The sequence below is a fragment of the Rheinheimera marina genome (assembly GCF_042654345.1).
Lineage (GTDB): Bacteria > Pseudomonadota > Gammaproteobacteria > Enterobacterales > Alteromonadaceae > Pararheinheimera > Pararheinheimera marina.
Window position 1 is genome coordinate 18,548 of sequence record NZ_JBHSGB010000015.1, and the last position, 25,772, is coordinate 44,319.

Annotated in this window: 26 protein-coding genes; 22 read left to right on the forward strand and 4 right to left on the reverse strand. The window is 52.3% G+C overall.

Annotated features, from left to right (window positions below; genetic code table 11):
- The 5 genes from ACFO3I_RS15585 to ACFO3I_RS15605 are packed head-to-tail and all read left to right on the forward strand — an operon-like array spanning position 1 to position 3,672.
- Positions 1-1,140 carry an enoyl-CoA hydratase/isomerase family protein gene (locus tag ACFO3I_RS15585; RefSeq protein WP_377335505.1) on the forward strand — a complete coding sequence of 380 codons (1,140 nt, stop codon included), beginning with the start codon at positions 1-3 and terminating at the stop codon, positions 1,138-1,140.
- 1 nt (position 1,141) lies between these two features.
- Positions 1,142-2,032 carry a 3-hydroxyisobutyrate dehydrogenase gene (mmsB, locus tag ACFO3I_RS15590; RefSeq protein ID WP_377335507.1) on the forward strand — a complete coding sequence of 297 codons (891 nt, stop codon included), beginning with the start codon at positions 1,142-1,144 and terminating at the stop codon, positions 2,030-2,032.
- 24 nt (positions 2,033-2,056) lie between these two features.
- Positions 2,057-2,815, forward strand: coding sequence for an SDR family oxidoreductase (locus tag ACFO3I_RS15595; RefSeq protein WP_377335509.1), 759 nt, complete (start codon positions 2,057-2,059; stop codon positions 2,813-2,815).
- A 53-nt stretch (positions 2,816-2,868) separates the two neighbouring features.
- The gene (locus ACFO3I_RS15600) at positions 2,869-3,273 is read left to right on the forward strand and encodes a hypothetical protein (protein WP_377335511.1); all 405 of its coding nucleotides are present in this window, start codon (positions 2,869-2,871) and stop codon (positions 3,271-3,273) included.
- Between the two features lie 54 nt (positions 3,274-3,327).
- Positions 3,328-3,672, forward strand: coding sequence for a GFA family protein (locus ACFO3I_RS15605; RefSeq protein WP_377335513.1), 345 nt, complete (start codon positions 3,328-3,330; stop codon positions 3,670-3,672).
- 29 nt (positions 3,673-3,701) lie between these two features.
- On the opposite strand, the gene ACFO3I_RS15610 is transcribed toward ACFO3I_RS15605, so the two are convergent.
- Positions 3,702-4,040 carry a zinc ribbon domain-containing protein YjdM gene (locus tag ACFO3I_RS15610; RefSeq protein WP_377335515.1) on the reverse strand — a complete coding sequence of 113 codons (339 nt, stop codon included), beginning with the start codon at positions 4,038-4,040 and terminating at the stop codon, positions 3,702-3,704.
- Positions 4,041-4,147: 107 nt separating this feature from the next.
- On the opposite strand from ACFO3I_RS15610, the gene ACFO3I_RS15615 reads away from it, so the two are divergent.
- On the forward strand, positions 4,148-5,170 hold the full coding sequence (locus ACFO3I_RS15615; RefSeq protein ID WP_377335517.1) for a phospholipase A: 1,023 nt from the start codon (positions 4,148-4,150) through the stop codon (positions 5,168-5,170).
- Between the two features lie 73 nt (positions 5,171-5,243).
- On the opposite strand, the gene ACFO3I_RS15620 is transcribed toward ACFO3I_RS15615, so the two are convergent.
- Positions 5,244-6,788, reverse strand: a complete 1,545-nt coding sequence (locus ACFO3I_RS15620; RefSeq protein WP_377335519.1) for a hypothetical protein — start codon at positions 6,786-6,788, stop codon at positions 5,244-5,246.
- 129 nt (positions 6,789-6,917) lie between these two features.
- On the opposite strand from ACFO3I_RS15620, the gene ACFO3I_RS15625 reads away from it, so the two are divergent.
- Entirely contained in the window at positions 6,918-7,961 is a 1,044-nt protein-coding gene (locus ACFO3I_RS15625) for an alpha/beta fold hydrolase (protein WP_377335521.1), read from the forward strand.
- A 90-nt stretch (positions 7,962-8,051) separates the two neighbouring features.
- Here the strand turns inward: ACFO3I_RS15625 and rne are convergent, their stop codons facing one another.
- Positions 8,052-11,141: a ribonuclease E gene (gene rne, locus ACFO3I_RS15630; RefSeq protein ID WP_377335523.1), complete on the reverse strand. Its 3,090-nt coding sequence runs from the start codon at positions 11,139-11,141 to the stop codon at positions 8,052-8,054.
- Positions 11,142-11,637: 496 nt separating this feature from the next.
- Between rne and rluC the strand changes: the two genes are divergently transcribed.
- Both rluC and ACFO3I_RS15640 read left to right on the forward strand, forming a co-directional pair.
- Positions 11,638-12,597: a 23S rRNA pseudouridine(955/2504/2580) synthase RluC gene (rluC, locus tag ACFO3I_RS15635; RefSeq protein ID WP_377335525.1), complete on the forward strand. Its 960-nt coding sequence runs from the start codon at positions 11,638-11,640 to the stop codon at positions 12,595-12,597.
- A gap of 1 nt (position 12,598) precedes the next feature.
- Positions 12,599-13,252, forward strand: a complete 654-nt coding sequence (locus ACFO3I_RS15640; protein WP_377335527.1) for an HAD-IA family hydrolase — start codon at positions 12,599-12,601, stop codon at positions 13,250-13,252.
- Here the strand turns inward: ACFO3I_RS15640 and ACFO3I_RS15645 are convergent.
- Positions 13,249-13,842, reverse strand: a complete 594-nt coding sequence (locus tag ACFO3I_RS15645) for a Maf family protein (RefSeq protein ID WP_377335529.1) — start codon at positions 13,840-13,842, stop codon at positions 13,249-13,251. The genes ACFO3I_RS15640 and ACFO3I_RS15645 overlap by 4 nt on opposite strands.
- Before the next feature lie 128 nt (positions 13,843-13,970).
- Here ACFO3I_RS15645 and yceD point away from each other — a divergent pair, with 128 nt between their 5' ends.
- The 13 genes from yceD (at position 13,971) to tmk (ending at position 25,771) form a co-directional block, all read left to right on the forward strand.
- Positions 13,971-14,498, forward strand: coding sequence for a 23S rRNA accumulation protein YceD (yceD, locus tag ACFO3I_RS15650; RefSeq protein ID WP_377335531.1), 528 nt, complete (start codon positions 13,971-13,973; stop codon positions 14,496-14,498).
- Between the two features lie 16 nt (positions 14,499-14,514).
- Entirely contained in the window at positions 14,515-14,679 is a 165-nt protein-coding gene (gene rpmF / locus ACFO3I_RS15655) for a 50S ribosomal protein L32 (RefSeq protein ID WP_337842121.1), read from the forward strand.
- A 6-nt stretch (positions 14,680-14,685) separates the two neighbouring features.
- The gene (gene plsX / locus ACFO3I_RS15660) at positions 14,686-15,726 is read left to right on the forward strand and encodes a phosphate acyltransferase PlsX (protein WP_377335534.1); all 1,041 of its coding nucleotides are present in this window, start codon (positions 14,686-14,688) and stop codon (positions 15,724-15,726) included.
- Between the two features lie 6 nt (positions 15,727-15,732).
- Positions 15,733-16,692, forward strand: coding sequence for a beta-ketoacyl-ACP synthase III (locus tag ACFO3I_RS15665; RefSeq protein WP_377335536.1), 960 nt, complete (start codon positions 15,733-15,735; stop codon positions 16,690-16,692).
- Positions 16,693-16,707: 15 nt separating this feature from the next.
- Entirely contained in the window at positions 16,708-17,643 is a 936-nt protein-coding gene (gene fabD / locus ACFO3I_RS15670) for an ACP S-malonyltransferase (RefSeq protein ID WP_377335538.1), read from the forward strand.
- Positions 17,644-17,651: 8 nt separating this feature from the next.
- Complete coding sequence (gene fabG / locus ACFO3I_RS15675) at positions 17,652-18,398, forward strand: 3-oxoacyl-ACP reductase FabG (protein ID WP_377335540.1); 747 nt, start codon at positions 17,652-17,654, stop codon at positions 18,396-18,398.
- 127 nt (positions 18,399-18,525) lie between these two features.
- Positions 18,526-18,762, forward strand: a complete 237-nt coding sequence (acpP, locus tag ACFO3I_RS15680) for an acyl carrier protein (RefSeq protein ID WP_008898948.1) — start codon at positions 18,526-18,528, stop codon at positions 18,760-18,762.
- Positions 18,763-18,952: 190 nt separating this feature from the next.
- Positions 18,953-20,188 carry a beta-ketoacyl-ACP synthase II gene (gene fabF / locus ACFO3I_RS15685; RefSeq protein WP_377335543.1) on the forward strand — a complete coding sequence of 412 codons (1,236 nt, stop codon included), beginning with the start codon at positions 18,953-18,955 and terminating at the stop codon, positions 20,186-20,188.
- 140 nt (positions 20,189-20,328) lie between these two features.
- On the forward strand, positions 20,329-22,740 hold the full coding sequence (locus ACFO3I_RS15690) for a M1 family metallopeptidase (RefSeq protein ID WP_377335545.1): 2,412 nt from the start codon (positions 20,329-20,331) through the stop codon (positions 22,738-22,740).
- Positions 22,740-23,258 (forward strand): DUF6702 family protein, encoded by a 519-nt coding sequence (locus tag ACFO3I_RS15695; protein ID WP_377335547.1) that lies wholly within the window; start codon positions 22,740-22,742, stop codon positions 23,256-23,258. The genes ACFO3I_RS15690 and ACFO3I_RS15695 overlap by 1 nt, the downstream gene beginning before the upstream one ends.
- Before the next feature lie 109 nt (positions 23,259-23,367).
- Entirely contained in the window at positions 23,368-24,132 is a 765-nt protein-coding gene (gene pabC, locus ACFO3I_RS15700; protein ID WP_377335549.1) for an aminodeoxychorismate lyase, read from the forward strand.
- Entirely contained in the window at positions 24,129-25,139 is a 1,011-nt protein-coding gene (mltG, locus tag ACFO3I_RS15705; protein ID WP_377335551.1) for an endolytic transglycosylase MltG, read from the forward strand. Before pabC ends, mltG begins: the two co-directional genes overlap by 4 nt.
- Entirely contained in the window at positions 25,139-25,771 is a 633-nt protein-coding gene (gene tmk, locus ACFO3I_RS15710; RefSeq protein ID WP_377335553.1) for a dTMP kinase, read from the forward strand. The genes mltG and tmk overlap by 1 nt, the downstream gene beginning before the upstream one ends.
- Position 25,772 lies beyond the last annotated feature (1 nt).

The following is a 25,772-nucleotide window of genomic DNA, read 5'->3' on the forward strand; positions in this document are numbered from 1 at the left end:
ATGTCTGAACAGGACGTGGTGCTGTTTCAGGAGCTGGAGACAGCCAGTGGTAAGAAAATAGCGGTGGCGACACTGAATTCAGAAAAATCACTGAATGCTCTGAGCTTATCAATGGTGGAACTGTTGCTGCCGAAAATGCAGCAATGGAAAGCAGATCCGGCGATTGCCATGGTGTGGCTGCAGGGCGCTGGTGACAAAGCCTTTTGCGCCGGCGGTGATATTCGCGATCTGTATCAGGCGATGAAAGCAGAGCCTGGGCAATTCCAGCCTTATGTCAGTGAGTTCTTCACCAAAGAATACAGCCTGGATTACCTGATCCATACTTTTGACAAACCCGTACTGGTTTGGGGTAACGGCATTGTGATGGGCGGCGGCCTTGGCTTAATGGCCGGAGCTTCACACCGAATCGTCACCGTGACCAGCCGCATTGCGATGCCGGAAATGGCGATTGGCCTGTATCCGGACGTCGGCGGCAGCTGGTTCCTGAACCGCATGCCACAAGGTTGCGGCCTGTTTTTAGGCTTGACCGGTGCTTCGATAAATTCCGCTGACGCCAAGTTTATCGACCTGGCGGATCATTTTCTGCCACACGAGAAAAAAGCTGAGTTGCTGGATAAATTGCTGGCGGTGAAATGGGGCAACACGGTAGCGCTGAATCACCAGAAACTGACTGACATTCTGCTGGATTTGGAAGAACGCAACCGGCATTTGATGCCGGCCAGCCTGATCCGGCCGCATCAGGACGAGATAGCGGCACTGGGCCGCGTCAGCACGTTACAGCAAGCCGTCGAGCAAATTCAGGCGATGCCGGGAGAGGACAGCTGGCTGAGCAAAGCCAAAGCCTCGTTGCAGTACGGTAGCCCGATCACGGCGCATATTGTGTTCCGTTTGCTGCAGTTGGGGCAGAGCAAAATACTGGCAGACAGCTTCCGGCTGGAGCTTGGTTTAAGTGTGCAGTGCGGCAAACTTGGCGAATTCACCGAAGGGGTGAGGGCTTTGTTGATAGATAAAGACCAGCAACCGAAGTGGCGTTATCAGACGGTCAGCGATGTGCCGGCAGACCTTATCAATGAATTATTCAGTTCGCCCTGGTGTGCCGACACACATCCGTTGAGTGAACTCGGAAAAGTGGAGAATTAACATGACCACAGTAGCCTTTATTGGTTTAGGCAATATGGGCGGCCCAATGGCGGCCAACCTGGTGAAAGCTGGCTTCAGCGTGCAAGCCTTCGATTTATCGCAGGCGGCACTGGCACAGCTGGCTGAGGTCGGTGGTACCGTGATGTCTACGGCCCGTGAGGCGGCGCAAGGCGCCGACTTTGTCGTTTCCATGCTGCCAGCGGGCAAGCATGTGGCGGCCACTTATCTGGGTGAGCAGGGCATCGCTTCGGTGATTTCGCCGGACGCACTGGTGATTGACTGTTCCACCATTGATGCGGCAACAGCCCGTAAAGTGGGTGCTGAGCTGGCCGCCCAGGGCATCGCTTTTATTGATGCGCCAGTGTCTGGTGGGGTGGCTGGGGCCAAAGCAGGCACCCTGACCTTTATTGTGGGCGGCGATGAGGCGCATTTTGAGCGAGCCAGGCTGGTGCTGTCGGCGATGGGCAAAAACCTGTTCCATGCCGGCGACATTGGTGCGGGTCAGGTTGCCAAGATTTGCAACAATATGCTGCTGTCCATTTTGATGGCGGGCACCAGTGAGGCCTTGCAGCTGGGTATTGATAATGGCCTGGATCCGAAAGTTTTATCCGAAATTATGCTGAAAAGTTCGGGCCGCAACTGGACGCTGGAGCTGTATAATCCGTGCCCTGGTGTGATGGACAATGTGCCGTCCAGTAATGGCTATCAAGGCGGCTTTATGGTCGACTTAATGGCGAAGGATTTAAGTCTGGCGACGGAAACGGCGCTTGGCAGCGGTTCCAGTACGCCGATGGGATCGCTTGCGCGTAGTCTCTATGTGCAGCATCAGCGTCAGGGCCATGGCAAAGAAGATTTTTCCGGCATTTTTCAGGCGTTTGCCAAAAAGAATTAACAGCCTCCAAAGAGAACAGATGTTATGCAATTAAAAGATAAAGTCATAGTGGTGACTGGTGGGGCTCAGGGCCTGGGGCTGGAAATGGCCCGTATGCTGGCGCAGCAAGGGGCGCAATTAGCGCTGCTAGATATGAACGCAGAGCAATTGGCTGCGGCAAAACACGAATTGTCGGGCCAAACCACGGTGCGTACTTATGTCACCAATGTCGCCGATGAAGCGAGTGTCGAAACCACCTTCGCCGCCTTAGAGGCCGATTTTGGCGGTATTGATGGTCTGATCAACAACGCCGGTATTTTGCGAGATGGCCTGTTGCTGAAGTTTAAAGACGGTGAAATTACCGCAAAAATGTCACTGCAGCAATTCCAGTCGGTGATAGACGTCAACCTGACTGGTGTGTTCCTCTGTGGCCGTGAAGCGGCGGCCCTGATGGTAAAAACCGGCCGTAAGGGCGTGATTATCAATATGTCGAGTGTGGCCCGAGCCGGCAATATGGGGCAAACCAACTATGCCGCTTCTAAAGCCGGTGTGGTGGCGATGACAGTCACCTGGGCGCGTGAACTGGGTCGGTACGGCATTCGGGTAGGCGCTATTGCGCCAGGGGTGATCCGCACCGCCATGACCGACGCGATGAAACCGGAAGCGCGGGACCGCCTGGTGGCCATGAAACCTGTTGGCCGTTTGGGTGAAGCCAGCGAAATTGCCCATACTGCACGCTACATTTTTGAGAACGACTTTTTCACTGGTCGGGTGGTGGAAGTGGACGGTGGGATCAGCATGTAAGCTGCTGATAAATCTACACTGCGACTGTAAATAAACTGTGATAAGGTTGGCGCATGCCAACCTTTTCTTTTTGTCTCATGCGTTTATTGTTGCTGTCTATGCTGCTGAGCCTGCCCCTTTGCGCTCAGCAATGGCTGGAAACTGAGTCTTATTGGATCCGGTTGGACGCACAATGCGCAACAATACAGGGCTGTGATGACATTCAGTATCAGGGGCACTCCAAAACCACCGGAGCCACCCTCGCTTTGCAGGGACGTAGCTGGTGGGTAGGTAATAAAACGGCCCCTTTGTGGTGGGGCTACCGGTTTTACAATGGTCGTTTGTATTATCTGCTGCACCGCAACGGCTTGTTGCAGGTGACCAATCGCAAAGGCCATGTGCTGGTGGAAGAACAGGGGCAATGGTTGCAGCAGGCGCCATACTTGCCAATCCAGACGCTACCCTTGGGGAACAAGTGAGCTAGCGCTTCGGGCGCAAGCTGGAAATGATTAAGACACAACAGGAGAGAAGCTATGCAGTATCATGGTAGTTGTCATTGCGGAGCCGTCGAGTATCAACTGGAAGGTCAACTGGATGCAGTGGTCAGTTGCAACTGTTCCATCTGCAGCCGCAAAGGCTATTTATTGTGGTTTGTGCCGGCCAGTGCGCTGACCTTTACCAAGCAGGGTGCGCTGTCCAGTTACACCTTTAACAGCCACAAAATTAAACACCAGTTTTGTCCGGTCTGTGGTTGTGCGCCTTTTGGCTTAGGAGCAGATCCACAAGGGAATCAAACCGTAGCGGTGAATGTGCGTTGCCTGACTGATGTCGATGTCTCGGCGCTGCAGGTGCATCATTACAACGGTAAAGACGCCTGAGTCTGAACTCAGGCGTGCGCTGTGCCGGCTCAGACTTTGCGGACAAACTCTGATTTAAGTTTCATGGCGCCAAAGCCGTCAATTTTGCAGTCGATGTCGTGATCGCCGTCGACCAGACGGATGTTTTTCACTTTGGTGCCAATTTTGACAACCAGTGAAGAGCCTTTGACTTTTAAGTCCTTAATCACGGTCACGGTATCGCCGTCCTGTAACAGAGTGCCTGCACTGTCTTTGATTTGACGGCTGTCGTCTGAGTTGGCAGCGGCTTCTGCGCTCCATTCATGGCCGCAGGAAGGGCAAATAAATAAGCCCTGATCGGCATAGGTGTAGTCGGATTGACAGCTGGGGCAGGCGGGTAAGGATGACATAACAAGCTCCGTCATTTAAAAGCGGTTAGTGTACCCTAAAATGGCCGCTGCGCGGGAGCAGGAACAAACGATGACAAGGGTAATCAGTCACGCTGATGGAGTAGTCGATGAAACACGTCTTTTTGGGAATTGCGGGTTTGGCCTTTACTGCGGCCGCTCAGGCGCAGGATGTATCCGCCTGCCAGAATACGGCCGACAATACGGAACGCCTGGCCTGCTATGACCGCATTTTTGGCCTGAAGAGCGGTCTGGACAACGCAGCAGAAGACCAGCTGATCGTGAAACCCGGTAAGCCGGTCAAAGTTGCAACAGTGCTGGAAAAATACTGGGAGCTGACGGAAGACGAGAAGCGTGACCGTTTTGTATTCCGCACTTATCTGCCTAATTTCTTTTTGCCAGTGCATTACACCTCCAGTATTAACCGCACCCCTTACAGCCCAACGAAGGGCATGGCGCCGAATAACAGCAATTACAAACCGGTCGAAAGTAAATTGCAGTTGTCGCTGCGGGCCAAACTGATGACCAATCTGTTACTAGAAAACGCAGACTTGTGGTTTGCCTATACCCAGGTCTCGATGTGGCAGCTGTGGAATCAGCAAGACTCCGCGCCATTTCGTAATACCGATTACCAGCCGGAGCTGATTTATGTGCTGCCAGTGAAAGATGAATGGGGTGATTTACCGGGCGACTGGGAGCTGCAGATGCTGCAGTTTGGTATTGCCCACCAGTCCAATGGCCAGAGCGACCCATTGTCGCGCAGCTGGAACCGTATTTACGCTGGGCTGGCGGTAGACCATGGTGAGTTCGGCTTGCGCTGGCGTTACCATCAGCGACTGTCGGAAAAGCTGAAAGATGACGATAACCCGGATCTGATCGACCATATTGGTAGCCATGAGGTCAGCGCGACCTGGTTGCCTGGTCATGCGACAGCACAGCTGACCTGGCGTAATGATTTGGGTTACCTGACTCGTGGTTCCTGGATGTTGGATTTAACCTACCCGGTCGATAAAACCAAGCTGGATGGTTTGCGTTGGCACTTGCAGTTGTTCTCTGGTTATGGCGAAACTTTGTTGGATTACAACCACAGACAAAATAGTATCGGCCTTGGCGTGATGTTGTTTAATTTCTGACGTTGCGGTTATACGTCACTTGTTTGTTTTCGAGAGCGCTGCGGTTGTGTCAAGGCCCGCAGCGCGTCGCGAGTTAATCAGCGCTGGCTGTTGTTGGCTGCAACTGGTAAAGACCAGTCGCCGGTGCATTGGTTTTACTGTACCAAAGTCCGTCCTGGCCGACAGACCAGGGGCCACTGAAACCTTGGGGTAAGGCTGACGACCAGAGCGCATTTTGCTGATCCAAAGCCTGCCGGTGCATGATCCCATCCTGATCAAACCACAGCTGCCCCTGTTGCAGTTGCCATGCTGATGCCTGCACTGGTAAGTCAGCGAACGCCAGTCGTAGCCCGGCAGCCTCAGACCAGCGCCATAAGCCAGCCTGCTCGCTGAGTTGCAGCAGCACCGAGTTGTCTTCAGCCTGTATGCGTTGTACGCCAGGGGTGTTGAGCGCTGTCAGCTGCCCCTGTTGCCACTGCAGTTGGCTGAGTTGCTGTTCAGACAGTAGCAATACCTTGTCGTCGCCGAGCAAGGCAAATTGCTGGATGGCCTGATGGCCCGACCAGACCGCCTGCAATTGCTGGGTTTGCACAGAAAGACGGTACAGCGTGTTGTCGTGTACTAACCAAAGCCATTGATGGTCGGAGGACCAGGCCAGTTGTGCCGGTTGCACAGTGGCTGGTAAGGCAGTCAGACGGTAGGGGTTTTGTTCTTTAGGTCGCAACCAGATTTCATCGGCACCACTGCCACGGCTCAGATAGGCCAGGGTGCCTTGGCTATTTTGCACTGGAAGCAGCTCAGCGCGCGCAGTGCCCAGTTTTAACTGCGGTTTGTCAGCGGTGGCTGGCCAAAGCCAGATATCTGCCTGAGCCAGCTGGTCCTGATAAAACAACGCGCTGTCGCTGGCGAGCAGACGTTGGATCCGTCCTTCGCTTTGCCACAGCGGTTGCCATTGCTTCTGTTCCAGCTGGAGGATCATATCCTTTTGCGCCAGCACGGGCTGGTGCTGCCACAGAGCCAACAACGTCGCTGAGGCTGGCGTAGGGATCTGCTGAAGCAAGATTAATTCTGGCCATTGGTATTGCTGCAGTTGGCTTGAGCTGAGCAGCCAGAGCTTGTCAGCATCCAGTTGCAGATCGATGACCTTGATTGTTGGCAGCAGAGCTGAAAAGCGCTGCTCAGCCAGCTCAAACTGCATCAGTGCACCAGAGGTGCAACGTAGCAGTAACCTGGTTGTGGCAAACTGCAGCCGGTCGGTTGGGCATGGCAGTGGGGCGGAGTGCTGCGCTGATGAATTAAGCGGCTGCCAGTATAAGGTGGTCGGACTGGCCCAGGCGATTTGCTGACTGACAAGGTCCTGCGTCAGCGCTGTCACGTCAGTGCCGGTTTGCAGCAACAGAGTCTGGTCAGGCAGGCGGCGTTCAAGTTGCCCCTGGTGTGCGATCAGTAACTGACCCTTGCTGACAGCCAGAGCGTCAATGGGGTCGTTGCTCAGCAGGCTTGCGCTGAATTCGGTGCTTTGCTGGCTTTGCGGGGCTGGGCTGGTGATATAAAACCACCACAACAAAAAGAGCAGCGGGCTAAGCCACAGCAGCGCCAAACCCCAGGAAAAACGGCGCGGAACAGGGGTGTTGGACATAACATCACCTCGGGTCAGTTGAACTGGTGCGCTATTTACCATACTTTGGGCACAACAGCGACAGAATTTCCGCCAGCTGCCCATTTTACGGATTAACAGATTATTCTATCGAGAACACAGAGAACCACGATGAAGAAATTACGGATAGCCAGTTTGCTCAGTGCTTGTGTCATGGCCTGCTCATTCTCTGCAGCTTTGTGTGCTGCAGAAGCCGATAGTGCGGTGCCCACTGAAATTCAATTGCCCTGGCCGGCAGAAAGTGTGCAGTACCTGCCATTGGCGGATGGCCACCAAATCCCCTACTTGTGGCTGCAACAACAGCAGGCGCAGGCCACTCTGGTATTGGTCAATGGCCGCACAGAAAGCCTGCTGCGTTATCAGGAACTGGCGCAGCATTTTCTGGCGCAGGGATACAATGTTCTGATGTTTGATCACCGTGGACAGGGCCTGAGCGCCCGCTACACCGACAATCCCTTTAAAGGGCATATCGACAGTTTCCAGACCTATGTCGATGATATGCATCAGTTGTTACAACGGGTATTACCAGAACCCCGGCAGGGTAAATTGCTGCTGTTAGGTCATTCAATGGGCGGCGCCATTTCCACCCGCTATCTGGAGCTGCACCCTCAAGTCTTTACTGCGGCCGCGTTGTCTGCACCCATGCATGGCATCCAGGGGAAATTAGTGTTCAGTGACAATGACGCTTGTGCCTTGAGCAACTTGGTCTCGCTGTTTTCGACGCAAGGCTTTGCTGGTTTTGCCGATGCGCCTTATAAAACAAGGGATTTTGACGGCAATGATTTAACCGGCTCAGAGCAACGTCTGAAGTGGTGGGACAAGCTCAACGCGCAGTACCCGCAAATTCAGTTGGGCGGACCCACCTGGGGCTGGCTGGCGCAAAGCTGCGCTGTATTTGAGCCAATCCGCACAGAGGTGAGCGCGTTGCAAATTCCGATATTGCTGCTGCAGGCTGGCGACGAAGCTATTGTCTCGAATCAAGCCCAGAATGCATTTTGCCAGGCGCTGCAAAGCAACAGCAAATCAGGTTGTGTCGGCGGTGCGCCAATGGTGATTAAGGGGGCAAAACACGAATTACTGTTTGAGCAGGACGCCCTTCGTCAGCAAAGTCTGACGGCGATCGATCAGTGGTTTAGCCAGGCGATATCACGTTAATCAGGCGTGATGCACAGCAATAAAAAACCACCGCAAGCGGTGGTTTTTTGTATCCCAGCGCGATCAGCTCCGGGTTTGTCAAGGCTCAGCTTATTCAGCTGAACCAGGTTTAGTCATAGGCGCGACACTGATTTGACGTGCCGACGCAGAACCGCCTGGACGTTCTGAGCTGACAACGATAGGGCGTTCACTCAGTTCCATCGCTACAGGTGCGTCTTGCTGGGCGGATTCAGAGACCGACTCAGGTTTCTTCATATCTGCCACTACCATCGCGGCATAACGGTTTGCACGTGGCGCTTTGGCCGGCGTAGCTTTGACTGCTTTGGCAACCACCGGCTCGGCAGCAACCACTGGGGCTTCGGCCTGCGTCACAGGAGCTTCAGCTGCTGCAATGACCACTTCCTCAGTCACTGCTGCGCTTGCAACTTCGACCTCAGCGGTCACAGCTTCAGCCACTGTCGCTTCAACTACAGCTTCGTGCGCTGGTTGAACTGGGGCAAACGCCACCTCAGCCTGCACAGCTTCTGGTTGGGCAGGTGCAGTGACGACAGGCTCTTGCGCAGTCGCAGTTTCGATTGGTGCTTCTGCTGGTACTGCAGTTTCAGTCACTGCAACAGGGGCTGTTATTTCAGCCGCCACAGGTTCAACTTTGGCTTGCACTGGCGCTGCCGTTTCTTCAGCGATAGGCAGGTCCAGTTGCTGTTCCGTGACGACCGGCTGAGCATCATCTTCCGGGTAACGAGCTGCAGTCGCATCGTCCGCTGCTTCACCTTGTTGCTCTTTTTTCCGTTTCTGACCAGCTGCACGTAAGTGGCGTGGTGAACGACGGCTGCGGCTACGGCTTTCAGAAGCATCTTTGTCTTCTTCTGTCGTTTCAGCTGCGTCAGCAACCACCACGGCCTCTGCTTCAGCTGGAACTTCGGCAGTTTCAGCGGCTACAGCCACAGTTTCTTGCACCTGAACAGGCTCGGCTGGGCTGGTGGTTGCGGAGTCGACAACAACAGTAACTGCTTCTGCAATGACAACCTGGCTGGTGACTTCGGCCAATTCTGCCTGTGCAACCTGACCTTCTTTTTCAACCCGCACCGATTTGCGCTGCTGACGACGCTGACGACGTTCAGCCACTTTGGTCGGTGCATCGTCATCCTGCTCGTGCGCTTTTGGTGCTACGGCTTTCTCAGCAGGCTTTTTGTCCTGACGTTCTGCTCGGTCCTGGCGCTCTGTACGATCCTGACGCTCCCCACGCTCCGGACGCTCGGCTTTGTCCTGACGTGGACGGTCCTGGCGTTCGGTACGTTCCTGACGTTCACCACGTTCAGCCCTGTTACTTTTTTGCTCAGAGCGTTCAGCCTTGGCTGGTGCGTTTTCGTCTTTGCCTGACTTTTCATCGTCACGACGGCGGTTTTTGTTACCACGGCGTCTGTTGTCACGGCGTTCACGACGAGCTGGTTTTTCGTCATTTTTCTCTGGCTCAGTTGGTGTGCCGGCAAACAAGCCTTTAAACCAGCCAATTAAACCGTCAATCAGGCTTGGGCCCTGTACTGCAGGTTCTGCAACCACTGGTTTTGCCACAGGTGCTGGTGCTTCTGCCATGCTGATGGCGGAAACGGCAGGTTTTTCACGTACAGCCGCTTCTGCAACAGGGTGGTACACGTTGCTGCTGACCGCTGGTGCTTTCACCATGTTGTAGCTGGATTCTTCAATTTCCTCGTCGATACGGATACGAGTCACTTCGTAGTGTGGCGTCTCCATATGCTCGTTTGGAATGACATAAATTTGAATGCCATGGCGGCTTTCAATACGGCGCACTGCATCACGTTTTTCGTTCATCAGATAAGTCGCAACAGAAATAGGCACCTGCGCATGAATTTGGCTGGTGTTGTCTTTGATTGCTTCTTCTTCGATCAGACGCAGAATAGACAATGCTGAGGACTCAGTGCTGCGGATAGTGCCGCGGCCATGACAGCGAGGGCAGACGTGCGTGGCTGATTCGCCTAACGACGGACGCAGACGCTGACGGGACATTTCCAGCAGACCAAAACGGGAGATGCGGCCAATCTGCACGCGGGCACGGTCTTGTTTCACCGCTTCTTTTAAGCGGTTTTCCACTTCGCGCTGGTGGCGTACTGGCGTCATATCGATAAAGTCGATCACAATCAGACCACCCAGATCTCGCAGACGTAATTGACGGGCAATTTCGTCGGCTGCTTCTAAGTTGGTGTTAAAGGCCGTCTCTTCGATGTCACCGCCTTTGGTCGCTTTGGACGAGTTGATATCAATCGCCGTTAACGCTTCGGTGCTGTCGATCACAATAGAGCCGCCTGATGGCAGGCGAACTTCACGACGGAACGCCGATTCAATCTGGCTTTCAATCTGGAAGTGCATAAACAGCGGCACTTCGCCCTGGTACATTTTGACGCGATGGGCAAAATCCGGGCGGAACTGTTGAATATAAACTTTGGCTTCTTCGAAAATGCGTGGGTTGTCGATCAGAATTTCACCGACATCACGACGAAGGTAATCACGAATAGCACGGAACACCACGTTGCTTTCCTGGTGGATCAGGAATGGAGCAGGGCGGTTTTCTGATTCATGCGTAATAGCAGCCCAGTGCTTGAGCAGGGCTTTTAAGTCGTATTCCAGCTCTTCGTGTGATTTACCCACACCGGCGGTACGAACAATCAGGCCCATGCCATCTGGCAGTTGCAACTGGTCCAGCGAGTCTTTTAATTCCTGACGCTCGTCACCTTCGATACGGCGGGAAATACCACCAGCACGTGGGTTGTTTGGCATCAGTACCAGGTAAGAACCAGCCAGCGAGATAAAGGTGGTCAGCGCGGCGCCTTTTTGGCCACGTTCTTCTTTATCAATCTGGATAATGACTTCCTGGCCTTCTTTGACAACTTCTTTGATATTCGGACGACCGTCGAAGGTGTAACCAGAAGGGAAGTATTCGCGGGAAATTTCTTTTAAAGGTAAAAAGCCGTGGCGTTCAGCACCGTAGTCGACAAAAGCTGCTTCTAAGCTTGGTTCAACGCGGGTAATTTTGCCTTTGTAAATATTGGCTTTTTTCTGTTCGTGACCTGGGCTTTCAATATCCAAGTCGTATAATTTTTGTCCATCCACTAGCGCTACGCGGATTTCTTCTTCCTGCGTAGCATTGATCAACATTCTTTTCATTGTTTGTGACTCAGTAAAGGCCACAACGCAACGACATCCTGCGTCCGCGTTTCAGATGTCAAACGTAACTCAAACATCACTGTGGCGCAGTCTCACGACTGGACGGTTTGGGCTAACTCATTTTAATTCGTGCCGCCAAGACTGGCCGCACTGAAATGTATTTGGCTGTGATCTGACACAGATCGCGCTAACGTCTTGCGTTGTCGCAATTGTTTTTTGCTCCACTAACCGGACTTTGTGTTTTGTCTCTGTTGGTAACAAATTACGCAGCATTACCTCAGACAAACAGCATTCATCGCATTCGGGGCTTTAGGAAAGCCTTGGTTTTCACAAGGAATCCGGTATGATCTGCCATCCCGAATGGTGCCTCACAATATCTCTTACGTCACATGGAGCGCCCTAATCGCCAAAAAAGGCAAAATTAGCGGGCCGATTATCCCACTGAATAAGTGTAAATAGCAACTGAATTTAAGTTTGAACAGAGTAAGTAAAGCGCATGACAGATGAAATCAAAACTCCAGTCCAATTTATTGATGTAGAAGAAGATTTTTCAGGTCAGCGCATCGATAACTTTCTGCTGGCCCGGCTTAAAGGCATTCCGAAAAGTGTGATTTATCGGGTTTTGCGCAAAGGAGAGGTGCGGGTCAATAAAAAACGAATTAAACCTGAGTACAAACTGCAGCCTGGCGATCAGGTGCGGGTGCCTCCTTTTACTCTGAGCCCGGAACCGGAAAAAGAGCCGGTATCGACTTCGCTGTCAATCGTGAAAAACCTCGAACAGCATATTCTGTACGAAGACAATGAACTGATTGTGTTGAACAAGCCAAGCGGCATGGCTGTGCATGGTGGCAGCGGTTTGTCTTTTGGGGTCATTGAAGCATTGCGGGCCTTGCGTCCGACAGCCCGTCACCTGGAGCTGGTGCATCGTCTGGACCGCGATACCTCGGGTTGTCTGCTGATTGCTAAAAAGCGTTCAGTGCTGACCCATTTGCATGAACAGTTGCGCAATAAAACCGTAGAGAAAAAATACTGGGCATTGGTCGCAGGCCAGTGGGACAGCAAAATCAAAAAGGTGACAGAACCACTGCGTAAAAACACCCTGCAAAGCGGTGAGCGGGTGGTGAAAGTGGACGAAGTGCAGGGCAAGCCGAGCGAAACCCGCTTTAAAATTTTACAACGTTATGTGGAAGGCACCTTAGTAGAAGCTTTCCCTGTCACAGGCCGGACCCACCAAATCCGCGTGCATACCGCCTGTAAAGGTCATGCCATTGCCTGTGATGATAAATATGGTGACAACGAATTTACCAGTCAGATGCAAAGTCTTGGTTTAAACCGCTTGTATCTGCACGCTAAAACCTTAAGTTTTACCCATCCAGGCACCGGCAAAGAGATCCGCTGTGACGCCCCTTTGGACAAGCCACTCAGTGCGGTGCTGGAAAAACTGACGAGAAAATAATATGAGTCAAGCTGTAGATCTGGTGATCTTTGACTGGGACGGCACGTTGATGGATTCTGTCGGCCGTATTGTGTCTGCGATGCGCAGTGCTGCGCAGTTAGCTGGACTGATGGTCCCGACTGAACATCAAGTGAAACAAATTATTGGCCTTAGCCTGGACCCGGTGTTTGATATTTTATTTCCGGGCATCACAACTGCTCAGCGTCAAAGCGTGTTCGAACATTACCGTGACCAGTATGTGTTGCATGACCATACGCCTACACCCTTATTTAGCGGCGCAGAGCAGGTGATTCAGCAACTGCACCGTGATGGGGTGTTATTGGCGGTCGCAACCGGCAAGGCCCGCAAAGGGCTGGAGCGGATGTTTGATGAAACCGGCTTAAGGTCGTATTTTCATACCAGCCGCTGTGCTGATGAAGCCCAGTCGAAGCCAAGCCCGGATATGCTTCAGCAGATTATTGCCGAACTTGGCATCGACACTGAACGTGCCGTGATGGTGGGCGATACCATTCATGATATGAAGATGGCGCAGGCTATTGCCATGCCGCGAGTAGGCGTGACGCATGGCGTGCATGGCGTGGCTGAACTGAGCGCCTATCAACCTAAAGCCGTGATAGATTCCTTACCTGAATTACTGACTGTGCTGGGGCGTTAAGGCTCCAGCAATAGATCAAGACCTGTGTTTTTCAGCAACTGATGCAGTTTAATCAGAGGCAGGCCAATCAGGCTGTTTGGGTCTTCGCCGTCCAGTTTGCTGAATAAGGTAATGCCCAACCCTTCACTCTTAAAGCTGCCAGCGCAGTTCAGTGGCATTTCACGTTCGACATAACGCTGGATTTCTTGCAGCGTCAGTTCGCGAAAGCTGACGTGAAAAGCATCGGTCAGCACCTGAGTTTGTCCTGTGCTGCTATTCACCACTGCCAGACCGGTCAGAAAGGTCACGGTATGGCCGCTGAAACGGCTGAGCTGAGCAATGGCTTTATCAACCGTATGGGGTTTACCCAGAATATCGTTCTGAAACACCGCAACCTGGTCAGAGCCAATCACCACCGCATTCGGCTGTTGTGCGGCTATGGCCTTTGCTTTTAGCACAGCCAAACGCTCGACTAATTGTTGTGGCGTCTCACCGGCCAACGGGGTTTCATCTACATCTGGTTTTGCGGTTTGAAAGTGAGGGGTGAGTTTCTCCAGTAAGGCTTTACGGTAGACCGATGTTGAGGCCAGAATTAGCGAAGGTTTTGACATCATAAGGCTCCATTGAGGATAATGCGCCGCACTATAGCGCCAGCCGTCGGTTTGACGCGAGAAAAATTAACAAAAACAGTGCAGAACCCTTTGACAGTGCCAGACCTGATCTATATGATGCGCGCCTTATGCAAAAGGTAAAAATTCCCATTGTTATAGATCCGGTGCGGGCCGCGCAGAAACGTTCGAGTTTCGACGGCATAGTTCCACTGGCTAACCTTGACCGGTTATCCGAATCCTTACTGGATCCGAATGGTGATGTCGAAGTAACAGTTCATTGCGGAACTGATGAACAGGGTCTGACCTACATTGAAGGTGAAGCCCGTTGCCAGATCCAGGTGCGTTGCGAACGCTGTGGCGATGCAATGCCGATGGAGCTGGACGCCAGTTTTGCATACACTCCAATCCGGAGTGACATTGATTCGGCTCACGATGATATTCCTGAGCGCTACGACGTGATCGAGAAAAACGAGCACGGCGAGGTGAACTTGAGGCAATTGGTTGAGGACGAATTAATTCTGGCTTTACCTTTGTTCCCAACGCACGATGAAGGGCAATGCGACCCGGCCAAAGTGCAAATGAGTTGGGGCGAGATAGAACCGGAACCAGAAAAACCGAATCCATTTGCAATATTGCAAGAATTGAAGAAGAAATAGTTTTAGGAGAAAGGCAATGGCTGTACAGCAAAACAAAAAATCTCGTGCAAGACGTGACATGCGTCGTTCTCACGATGCTCTGACTGGGCCTACCCTGTCTGTAGACGCGACTTCAGGTGAAACTCACCGCCGTCACCACATCACTGAAGACGGTTACTACAAAGGTCGTAAAGTAAAATAAGCCCCGGTGCACTCAGTGCAACCAATTCGGCTTAAAATTGCTTTAGATATGATGGGGGGCGATCATGGCCCCCTTTCAACTATTCCTGCAGCTCTGGCTGCCATTTCTGAATTCCCGCATCTTGATCTTACGCTGGTCGGCGACGCAGAAACTCTGCAGCAGCAACTGGCTGAACACGGCATTTCCGAGCATCCGCAGTTAGCGGTTCAACATGCACCCCAGCAAGTATTAATGACCGATAAACCTTCGGTTGCCCTTCGCAGCAAACGCCAGTCATCCATGCGCATCGCATTGGATTTGGTAGAGCAGGGCAAAGTGGGTGCTTGTGTCAGTGCTGGTAATACCGGCGCTCTGATGGCAATGGCGCATTTTGTGCTGAAAATGCTCAACGGCGTCGAACGTCCGGCCCTGATAGGCTCTTTACCTTCGACCACAGACAAACCTGTTTACATGCTGGATTTGGGCGCAACGGTGAATTGCGACTCGGATACCTTATTCCAGTTTGCAGTAATGGGCGCGGTGATGGTGGAAGAAGTCGAAGGAATTCACCGGCCTAAAGTCGCTTTGCTCAATATGGGCGAAGAAGAAATCAAAGGCTCGGATCAAATTAAACGCACTTCGTTGCTGCTGTCCGAATGCAGTGACATTAATTACATTGGTTACATCGAAGGCAACGATATTTTTTCAGGCAAAGCGGACGTCATTGTTTGTGACGGCTTCGTCGGCAATGTTGCACTGAAAACCTGCGAAGGTGTAGCGAAACTTATCTTGAGACGACTGGAAACTGCGCTGAAAAACTCGATGTCTGCGCAACTTTTCGGCTGGTTGATTAAACCTTTTCTAAAAAGTATGGCCTTAGGCGTGAACCCCGACCAGTATAACGGGGCAAGTCTGATAGGATTGCGCGGAATTGTTGTGAAAAGTCATGGAAATGCAACGAAAGAGGCATTTCTGAGCGCCATCCGACAAGCCGTGCGCGAGGTTGAACGCCAGGTGCCGGTTAAAATAAAGGACAGGCTGGAACACGTACTCATAGACAAAGCGTAGGACCCAATGTATTCACGCATTATTGGCACGGGCAGTTATTTCCCGTCACAGATCAGAACCAACGCTGATCTCGAAACCATGGTAGAAACCACGGACGAATGGATTATAGAACGGACAGGTATCAAAGAACGTCGCATTATTGGCGACAACGAAACTGTCTCCTCAATGGGCACTCAGGCGGCGTTAAAAGCCATTGAAGCGGCCGGCATTGATAAAAACTCTATTGATATGATTGTACTGGCAACGACCAGTGCATCCCGCGCTTTACCCAGCGCCGCCTGTGAAGTGCAGCGCGAGCTGGACATCCCTGGCATTCCTGCTTTTGACATTGCCGCGGCTTGTGCCGGATTTTGTTATGCATTAAGCATCGCCGACCAGTATATAAAAGGTGGTCTGGCGAAACGGGTGCTGGTGATTGGTTCAGACTGCCTGTCGCGGCTGATTAGCCCGGAAGACCGCAGCATGGTGATCCTGTTTGGTGATGCCGCCGGCGCTGTGATTCTGGAAGCGTCCGAACAACCAGGCATTTTATCGACCCATATTCATGCAGACGGCAAGTATTCAGAACTGCTGTATGTCGACAACCCAATCCGTGGCGAAGAAAGCTCTGTCCACAACAGCTGGGGTGTGATGAAAGGCAATGAAGTCTTTAAAGTGGCCGTCACCCGTTTATCGGAAGTGGTTGAACAAACCCTGGCCGCCAACAATCTGGACAAGTCGCAGATTGACTGGCTGGTTCCTCACCAGGCGAACTTACGTATTATTTCTGCGGTTGCCCGTAAGTTGGATATGTCGATGGATCAGGTGGTGATCAACCTGGACAAATACGGCAACACTTCTGCGGCCACAGTGCCAACTGCGCTGGATGAAGCCATTCGGGATGGCCGTATTCAGCGGGGGCAAACCTTATTATTGGAAGCCTTTGGTGGTGGTTTCGCCTGGGCCTCTGCATTAGTCCGTTATTAACTGGCAGACCTTCTTATGACAACTAAACTTGCACTTGTTTTTCCAGGACAGGGCTCACAGAGCGTGGGCATGCTGAGCGATTTATATGCTGAATTTGCCACAGTACGTCAAACCTTTACTGAAGCCAGCGATGCCTTGGGTTATGACTTATGGCAACTGGTCTCCAATGGACCAGATACCGATCTGAACGAAACCCACCGTACCCAACCCGCCTTATTAACAGCCTCTGTGGCTGTATACCGGGTATGGCTGGAGCAGGGCGGTGCCAAGCCAGACTATCTGGCAGGTCACTCTTTAGGGGAATACTCTGCGCTGGTGTGCGCCGGTGTACTGAGCCTGAGTGATGCGGTGAAGCTGGTTGAAAAACGCGGTCAGTATATGCAACAAGCCGTACCGGCAGGCACTGGCGCTATGTCAGCAATTATTGGTCTGGATGATGCCGCTATTGCCAAAGCTTGCGAAGAAGCGGCACAAGGCGAAGTGGTATCGCCGGTCAATTTCAACAGCCCGGGTCAGGTGGTAATCGCAGGCAACAAAGCTGCGGTTGAACGGGCCAATGAACTCTGTAAAGCTGCTGGCGCCAAACGTGCTTTGCCTCTGCCTGTTTCCGTGCCTTCACACTGCGCTTTAATGCTGCCAGCTGCGGAAAAACTGGCGGCGGATCTGTCGAACTTAGAATTTCATACAGCTGTCATACCGGTACTGAATAATGTCGACGTTTCGGTCGCTGCAGACCCGGCCGCGATGAAAGATGCCTTAGTGCGTCAGCTGCATAGTCCGGTACGCTGGACAGAGAGCATTGAGTGGTTGGCCGCCCAAGGCGTCGATACGGTGATTGAGCTGGGTGCAGGCAAAGTGCTGAGTGGCCTGATTAAACGTATTAATAAAGATCTGAATACAGCCTCTGTGCCTGATTTGGTCGCATTAAAAGCAGCGCTGGCTGCAGAATAAGGATAACCATGAAGCCATTTATTTCTTTAGAAGGTCAGGTTGCACTGGTCACTGGTGCCAGCCGTGGTATTGGCCGTGCTATTGCTGAACAGCTGGCCGATTTAGGCGCCAAAGTCATTGGTACTGCAACGTCTGAATCAGGTGCTGCTGCTATTTCTGCTTATTTAGGTGAGCGTGGCCAGGGCCTGGTGTTGAATGTTGCCGACACCGACTCCATTGAACAGTGCCTGGAACAGATTAAAACTCAGTTTGGCGATATCGATATTCTGGTGAATAATGCCGGCATTACCCGCGACAACCTGTTGATGCGGATGAAAGATGATGAATGGTTTGACATCATGCAAACCAATTTGACATCGGTATACCGTTTAAGTAAAGCTGTGATGCGCAGTATGATGAAAAAGCGTTTCGGTCGTATCATCAGCATTGGTTCAGTGGTTGGCTCTATGGGCAACGCCGGTCAAACTAACTACGCGGCGGCCAAAGCCGGTGTGTTGGGTTTCACCAAATCACTGGCACGCGAAGTGGCATCCCGTGGTATTACGGTCAATGCCGTTGCGCCAGGTTTTATCGACACCGATATGACCAAAGAGCTGAACGACGAGCAAAAAGAAGCTATTTTCGGTCAGGTTCCGGCGAATCGTCTGGGCCAGCCAGAAGAAATTGCGGCCACTGTGGCGTTTTTAGCGTCCCGCCAGGCGGCTTATATTACCGGTGAAACTATTCACGTTAACGGTGGTATGTATATGGTGTAAGGCATCAGGTTTGACCAGCAGTAAAAGCATTTGCCTTTGCTTGCATCAGACCGGCCTTACGCATACACTAGCCGCCACACAAAATTGCACTATTTGTTGCGATTTATATGAGAAAAAGGAAGAAAAGATGAGCAACATCGAAGAACGCGTTAAAAAAATCATCATTGAACAATTAGGCGTTAAAGAAGAAGAAGTGAAACACGAATCTTCTTTCGTTGACGACCTGGGTGCAGATTCTCTGGACACAGTAGAACTGGTGATGGCTCTGGAAGAAGAATTCGACACTGAAATTCCAGACGAAGAAGCTGAAAAAATCACCACAGTACAGTCAGCTATCGACTACATCAAAGCTCACGCTGAGTAAGATTTTTGATATAGAAACGGGTAGCTATGCTACCCGTTTTTATTTGCGCGCCAATAGGGCTGAATTTTCTCTGATTGCGATGCAGATCGGAGTTTTCTGGCAACTGCTTTTAAGCTGTGCCGGTTAGATGCTCAATGACTGAGCAAATGGGGAAACCCTGAAACATTCTTTACGGACTGCGGAGGATTCTGTGGCAAAACGTCGTGTAGTAGTGACAGGTATGGGCATGTTGACCCCAATGGGGAACGATGTTCAATCCAGCTGGCAACAGTTGTTGTCAGGACAAAGTGGTATCAGTCTGATTGATCATTTTGATACGGAAGCCTACAGCACTAAATTCGCTGGTCTGGTGCGGAACTTTGATGTCGAACAGTTCTTCCCGGCCAAAGAAGCAAAGAAGATGGACTTGTTTATTCAGTACGGTGTGGCTGCGGGTTTACAGGCAGTCAAAGACTCCGGGCTGGAAATTAATGAGCAAAACGCCGAACGTATCGGTGTGGCTGTGGGGTCGGGGATCGGTGGTTTAGGCCTGATTGAAGAAAACCACAGCAAGTTAATCGGCTCAGGCCCACGTCGTCTGTCACCGTTTTTTGTGCCTTCAACCATCATTAATATGATCTCCGGTCACCTGTCCATTATGTTGGGTCTGCAAGGACCAAATATCAGTATTGTGACGGCCTGTACCACAGGTGTGCATAACATTGGTCAGGCTGCACGGATGATTGCTTACGGTGATGCTGATGCGATGATTGCCGGCGGCGCAGAAAAAGCGTCGACTTGCCTGGGCATGGGCGGCTTTGGCGCAGCCCGCGCTTTATCGACCCGCAATGACGCGCCGCAGCAGGCCAGTCGTCCCTGGGACAAAGACCGTGATGGCTTTGTGTTGGGTGACGGTGCTGGTGTGGTGGTACTGGAAGAGTACGAACATGCCAAAGCCCGTGGAGCGAAAATTTACGCCGAATTGGTTGGTTTTGGTATGAGCGGAGACGCTTACCATATGACGTCACCACCGGAAAATGGCCGTGGTGCCGCATTGGCGATGAAAAACGCGCTGAAAGACGCGGGCATTAATGCGGAGCAAGTGCAATACATCAATGCACATGGCACCTCAACACCAGCCGGTGATATTGCCGAAACTATGGCTATTAAGTCGATCTTCGGTGATAAAACCAAAGTGATGGTCAGTTCCAGCAAGTCGATGATGGGCCACTTATTAGGTGCTGCCGGTGCTGTCGAGTCCATTATCACTGTGCTGTCATTGCAACAGCAAAAAGTCACGCCAACCATTAACCTGGATAACCCGGATGAAGGTTGTGATCTGGACTATGTGCCGCACACGGCCCGTGATGCCAAAATGGAATACGCCTTGTGTAACTCCTTTGGCTTTGGTGGCACCAACGGTTCCATCCTGTTCAAGAAAATCTGAGTTATATTTTGCACCCTAAAGGCAGCTTCGGCTGCCTTTGTTGTTTTTGTGCGCCAAAGCGACAGAAGTTTTAGGCCAATGCTGATTGAGTCTGAACGCAAAGCATCTTACTCTGTTGGTTTCTCGAAGCGGATGCAGTGATGAATAACTATAAGAAAACAATTTTACTCAGCGCCGTGCTGAGTTGTGGTCTGGTGGTGCAGGCCGATACGATTCAGCAAACCAAAGGCCATTTTGTTGATAAATTCCGTCAGTTGGATGAAGCGTTGCCAACACCAAATAGCTACCGCAATGCGGCGGGTGAGCCGGCCACCGGCTACTGGCAACAACAGGTCGACTACAAAATTAAAGCCAAACTGGATGAAGCCAAACGTCGTTTAACAGCCAGTCAGCACATTCGTTACCAGAACAATTCACCAGACAGCCTGAAATACCTCTGGTTTCAACTGGACCAGAACATTTTCCAAGCCGACTCCATGGCCGAGCTGAGCCGCACTTTTGAGGGCGTTAACCCAAACCAGGACGAAGCCGGCAAACTGAGTTTCAATGAGCTGCGTCGCCAGCAATTTATGGCCGACAACCTATTGGGCTATCAGCTGGGCGACATTAAAACCCTGGACGGGCAGATGCTGAAAGCCACAGTGGTCGGCACCAATATGAGGGTAGATTTAGCCAAGCCGCTAAAACCTGGTGAGCAGGTTGAGCTGACGATGGATTTCGCCTTTAACATCGTTGAAGAAGATGCAGTCAATGCGCGCTCCGGTTATGAGCATTTTCCGAAAGACGCCCGTAAAGGCGGCAACGATATTTTCCTGCTGGCACAGTGGTTCCCACGCTTGCATGCCTACACAGATTACGAAGCCTGGACCAACAAAGAATTCTTAGGTCAGGGCGAATTCACGCTGGAATTTGGCGATTATGACGTTGAACTGACGGTACCTGCGGATCACATTGTCTCTGCCACGGGGTCATTGCAGAACCCGACTGAAGTGCTGAGCAAAACTCAGCAGCAACGGTTGGAACAAGCCCGCACGGCGAAACGCCCGGTATTTGTGGTCACCGAAGCCGAAGCGCTGGAAAACGAAAAAGCAGCAACCACTGAACTGAAAACCTGGCACTTCAGCGCGAAAAACGTGCGGGATTTCGCCTGGGGTTCATCGCGTAAATTTATCTGGGACGCCAAAGGCTATGCCCAAGGCGGTGATGACCAGCCATTGGTGATGGCGATGTCGTTTTACCCGAAAGAGGGCGGTGAGCTGTGGAAAAAGTATTCCACTGAATCTGTGGTGCACACTTTAGAAGTGTATTCACGTTTCTCCTTTGATTATCCGTACCCAACGGCGCAATCGGTCAATGGTCCTGTTGGTGGCATGGAATACCCGATGATCACCTTCAACGGCCCGCGCACTGAGCTGCAAAAAGACGGCAGCCGTACCTATTCCTTGTCTGAAAAACGTTTTCTGGTCGGCGTGGTGATCCATGAAATTGGTCATAACTACTTCCCGATGATTGTGAACTCTGACGAGCGGCAATGGACCTGGATGGATGAAGGCTTAAACAGCTTCCTGGATGGTATTGCCGGTCGGGAGTGGGACCCACAAATTCCATGGGGGGTTGAAGCCCGTGACGTGGTCGACTTTATGAAGTCGGACTTGCAGGAACCTGTGATGACGCAGTCCGACAGCGTTAGCCGCCTCGGTCCAAATGCGTACACCAAACCTGCGGTAGCGCTGAATATTCTGCGTGACGTGATTCTAGGCCGTGAGTTGTTTGATTTCGCTTTTAAAGAGTACGCCAATCGCTGGAAGTTTAAACGACCGACGCCATCTGATTTCTTCCGTAGCATGGAAGAAGCCAGTGGGGTAGATTTGGACTGGTTCTGGCGGGGCTGGTTCTATAGCACCGACCATGTCGATATTTCGCTGGATCAGATTTACCAGCTGAGTTTAGACAGCAAAAATCCGGACATTGACCTGAAGAAACGCCGAAAGGAAGAGCAGAACAAACCGGTATCGCGTTTTGTCGAACTGAACAAAGCCGAAGGCCGTGACACCTGGGTGGAGAAGAACCCAGATGTGCGCGATTTCTACGACAGCAATGATCAGTTCACCGTCACCAATAAAGACCGCAACAAATACCAGGAATGGTACAAAGAACTGGAATATTGGGAGCGTGTTGCGCTGGACCGTGCCCTGGATGAAGGCAAGAACTACTATGTGCTGAATTTCAGTAATCAGGGCGGTCTGGTGATGCCTATTCTGCTGCAACTGAAATTTGCCGACGGCTCAGTACAGGATTTACAACTTCCGGCCGAGATCTGGCGTAAATCGCCACAACAGGTCAGCAAGCTGATTGTCACCGACAAGGAGCTGGTCGAAGCCGTGCTGGATCCGAAATGGCTGACGGCCGATGTCAATGTGGAAAATAACCACTATCCGCGCCGCATTATCCCGTCACGGGTGGAAGCCTTTAAACGTGAAAAAGGCAAAAGCCGGGTGGATATGGACCTGATGCAGGACAGCAAAACCAAACTGAAAGGGAAAGAAGACTGATGCGTTGGTTTGTTGCCTTAGCTTTTAGCCTGTTGTCGCTGTCAAGCCAGGCCCACCAATTGAATGCTGCGGTCACCACTGTGCTGTTTAATCCGCGTTCGGGTCAGCTTGAAATCATGCACAAGTTTTTTGTGCATGACGCCGAGCATGCGCTGCGTCACCTGCACAAAGAAGCCGGCGCTGCGCAGCAGCATGGGTCTGTCGATTTGCTGCAAAATGAGCAGAACCGGGCTGAATTTGCCGACTATGTGGCGACCGAGTTTGAGCTGCAGTGGCTGTACGCGGACGGCAGCAAAGCCGTCAGCCTGACACTGGTTGGGGCTGAGGTGGATGGCAATAACCTTTGGGTGTATCAGGAAGCCAGCCCGGACAACACGGCTATTGGCCTGAAGGTACGGCAAAATAGCCTGCAGCAGTTTTGGGCCAAGCAGGTGAATCTGGTCAATATTGAACGGGATGGACAGGTGCGCAGCCTGCAGTTCCGTAAAGGCCAAAGCTGGCAGCAGCTATTGTTCTGAGCGGTCTCTGACTCCAACACAGGAAAAGGGGGCGTGCTGCCCCCTTTGATATTCAAAACGGCCAAATTCAGGCATACTTGCGGCATTTCAATAAGTTCTTCATCGCGTTATGCAGATCAATCCAGAGCTCACTACCTCAGATCGCAGCTTTAACTATGGTGACGGCCTGTTCAGTACGGTACGGGTCAGCCGTGGTCAGCTGCAGCTCTGGCCCTTGCATTTAAACCGATTGCGCCAGGGCGTCGAACGGCTGCGGATGCCTGCCATTGATGAACAGCAATTGACCGCCGCCGCTGAGCAGGCCATTACAGCGCCGGAACAAGTACTGAAACTGCTGCTGAGCCGTGGCGCTGGCGGCCGTGGATATGCAGCTGGCGGTATTTCCGAAAGCCATCTGCATCTGTCTGTCGCAGCCATGCCGGATTACCAAGGCTGGCAACAGCAGGGGATCCGGGTTGGCGTTGCAGAGCTGAAGCTAGGCTGCCAGCCTGTGCTTGCCGGGCTGAAACACAATAACCGGCTGGAGCAGGTGATGTTGAAAGCCGAGCTGGCGACCACCGATTGGGACGACCTGCTGGTGCTCGACAGTCAGGGCAGGGTGACTGAAGCTACTGCGGCCAACCTGTTTTTTTATGCCAACGGCGTCTGGCATACCCCTCAACTGGATCAGGCAGGGGTTGCCGGGGTGATGCGTGAACACTTGCTGGCGCAGTTGCAGCCAGAGCAAGGCTACTATTCGTTGGCGCAGCTGCAGGATGCCGAAGCGCTGTTTCTCTGTAATGCGTTAATGCAGGTCGTGCCGGTGCGGCAATTGGCAGGCAAAGTGTTTGACCTCGGGCCCGTCCGGGCCGTGCAGACTGGAGTGATGGATTGATACGTGCAGTAGTAGTTGCCCTGTTAGTGGGCCTGGTCAGTGCCTTCGGCGCCTGGAACAGCTGGCAGGCTGCGTTAAAAACTCAGGTTCAGTTCAATGACCCTTACGTCGAAGTGAAAGCCGGGGATACCGCACTGAAATTATGCCGGAATTGGCTGACTGCCGGGCAGTTGGCTGGCAGCAGCTGCCGCTGGCTCAGTATTTACCTGCGGTTTCACCCTGAGCTGAGTAAATTGCATCAGGGCGTGTACAAAGTGCAGCCACGCCAGTCGGTGCTGTCGGTATTGCAATTGTTTGCCAGTGGCAAGGTGGCGCAGTTCAGTGTGGCGCTCAAAGAAGGGGAAACGCTGAAACAAAACCTGCAACGGCTGGCGCAAAGCCCTTATCTGAACTACGACCTGGCTGAGCAACCGGATCTGTCGACCTTGTTAAGCTGGCCGGACGATTGGGGCCCTGCGCCGGAATTGGCGGAAGCCATGGTATTTGCCGAAACCTACCATTACACCGCCAACAGTAAAGCCAGCGATTTGCTGAAACGGGCGCACCAGTTACTGCTGGAAAGGCTGAAGTTAGCCTGGGAGCAACGCCTGACTGATTTGCCGTACCAGACGCCCTATCAGTTGCTGATCATGGCGTCCATTGTGGAAAAAGAAAGTGGCCATGAACCGGAGAAACCGCTGGTCAGCTCGGTGTTTGTGAACCGGCTGAAGTTAAAGATGAAACTGCAGACAGACCCGACCGTGATCTATGGCTTGGGCGACAGCTTTAATGGCGATATTACCCGGGCCGATTTAAAGAACCCGCACCCTTACAACACCTATCAGCATTTTGGCCTGCCGCCTGGGCCTATCGCGTTGCCGAGCTATAGCTCGATGTTGGCGGCTGCCAGACCCGCTGCTTCTGATTGGTTGTATTTTGTTGCCAAAGGCGATGGCACACACCAGTTTTCACGGACGCTGGCCGAACATAATGCGGCCGTACAGAAATATATTTTTGGGAAAAACTAATGCAAAAAGGCCGTTTTATTGTGGTGGAAGGTCTGGAAGGTGCTGGAAAAACCAGCGCTATCCAGACGGTGCAGCACTGGCTGGAACAGCACCAGATTGACTTTATCAGCACCCGAGAACCGGGCGGCACGCCGTTGGCCGAACAAATCCGTACCTTGGTCAAGCAGGTACAGGATGAACAGGTCGCGCCTGAAACAGAGCTGTTGCTGATGTATGCGGCCCGGATGCAACTGGTGAAAAGCCGGATTGAACCTGCGTTGGCACAAGGCCAGTGGGTGCTGGGTGACCGCCATGATCTGTCGTCCCGCGCTTACCAAGGCGGTGGCAGGCAATTGTCCGAATCGCTGATTAACCAAATTCGCACTGCAGTGCTTGGCTCGTTGCGGCCTGATTTAACCTTGTATCTGGATATTGATCCGGCCATTGGCCTGGCCCGTGCCAGGGCGCGTGGCGAACTGGATCGGATTGAGCAAGAGCAACTGGCTTTTTTTCAGCGCACCCGCGCTAAATATCAGCAAATTGCCAATGAAGAAACGGGCATAGTGCAACTAGACGCCAGCCAGCCAATGGCAGCAGTGCAGCAACATATTGTCGGCGCACTGGACCAATGGTTTGCCGGATTACAGGAGTAAC

Bases quoted from the DNA above. Each gene is read 5' to 3' on its own strand.
- ACFO3I_RS15640 (WP_377335527.1), top strand. From the start codon at position 12,599: ATGAGTCAAGCTGTAGATCTGGTGATCTTTGACTGGGACGGCACGTTG.
- ACFO3I_RS15620 (WP_377335519.1), bottom strand. From the start codon at position 6,788: ATGTCCAACACCCCTGTTCCGCGCCGTTTTTCCTGGGGTTTGGCGCTG.
- ACFO3I_RS15610 (WP_377335515.1), bottom strand. From the start codon at position 4,040: ATGTCATCCTTACCCGCCTGCCCCAGCTGTCAATCCGACTACACCTAT.
- ACFO3I_RS15600 (WP_377335511.1), top strand. From the start codon at position 2,869: ATGCCAACCTTTTCTTTTTGTCTCATGCGTTTATTGTTGCTGTCTATG.
- mmsB (WP_377335507.1), top strand. From the start codon at position 1,142: ATGACCACAGTAGCCTTTATTGGTTTAGGCAATATGGGCGGCCCAATG.
- ACFO3I_RS15695 (WP_377335547.1), top strand. From the start codon at position 22,740: ATGCGTTGGTTTGTTGCCTTAGCTTTTAGCCTGTTGTCGCTGTCAAGC.
- ACFO3I_RS15585 (WP_377335505.1), top strand. From the start codon at position 1: ATGTCTGAACAGGACGTGGTGCTGTTTCAGGAGCTGGAGACAGCCAGT.
- ACFO3I_RS15690 (WP_377335545.1), top strand. From the start codon at position 20,329: ATGAATAACTATAAGAAAACAATTTTACTCAGCGCCGTGCTGAGTTGT.
- yceD (WP_377335531.1), top strand. From the start codon at position 13,971: ATGCAAAAGGTAAAAATTCCCATTGTTATAGATCCGGTGCGGGCCGCG.
- ACFO3I_RS15625 (WP_377335521.1), top strand. From the start codon at position 6,918: ATGAAGAAATTACGGATAGCCAGTTTGCTCAGTGCTTGTGTCATGGCC.
- rne (WP_377335523.1), bottom strand. From the start codon at position 11,141: ATGAAAAGAATGTTGATCAATGCTACGCAGGAAGAAGAAATCCGCGTA.
- rpmF (WP_337842121.1), top strand. From the start codon at position 14,515: ATGGCTGTACAGCAAAACAAAAAATCTCGTGCAAGACGTGACATGCGT.
- ACFO3I_RS15595 (WP_377335509.1), top strand. From the start codon at position 2,057: ATGCAATTAAAAGATAAAGTCATAGTGGTGACTGGTGGGGCTCAGGGC.
- ACFO3I_RS15665 (WP_377335536.1), top strand. From the start codon at position 15,733: ATGTATTCACGCATTATTGGCACGGGCAGTTATTTCCCGTCACAGATC.
- fabD (WP_377335538.1), top strand. From the start codon at position 16,708: ATGACAACTAAACTTGCACTTGTTTTTCCAGGACAGGGCTCACAGAGC.
- ACFO3I_RS15605 (WP_377335513.1), top strand. From the start codon at position 3,328: ATGCAGTATCATGGTAGTTGTCATTGCGGAGCCGTCGAGTATCAACTG.
- fabG (WP_377335540.1), top strand. From the start codon at position 17,652: ATGAAGCCATTTATTTCTTTAGAAGGTCAGGTTGCACTGGTCACTGGT.
- ACFO3I_RS15645 (WP_377335529.1), bottom strand. From the start codon at position 13,842: ATGTCAAAACCTTCGCTAATTCTGGCCTCAACATCGGTCTACCGTAAA.
- pabC (WP_377335549.1), top strand. From the start codon at position 23,368: ATGCAGATCAATCCAGAGCTCACTACCTCAGATCGCAGCTTTAACTAT.
- tmk (WP_377335553.1), top strand. From the start codon at position 25,139: ATGCAAAAAGGCCGTTTTATTGTGGTGGAAGGTCTGGAAGGTGCTGGA.
- acpP (WP_008898948.1), top strand. From the start codon at position 18,526: ATGAGCAACATCGAAGAACGCGTTAAAAAAATCATCATTGAACAATTA.
- rluC (WP_377335525.1), top strand. From the start codon at position 11,638: ATGACAGATGAAATCAAAACTCCAGTCCAATTTATTGATGTAGAAGAA.
- ACFO3I_RS15615 (WP_377335517.1), top strand. From the start codon at position 4,148: ATGAAACACGTCTTTTTGGGAATTGCGGGTTTGGCCTTTACTGCGGCC.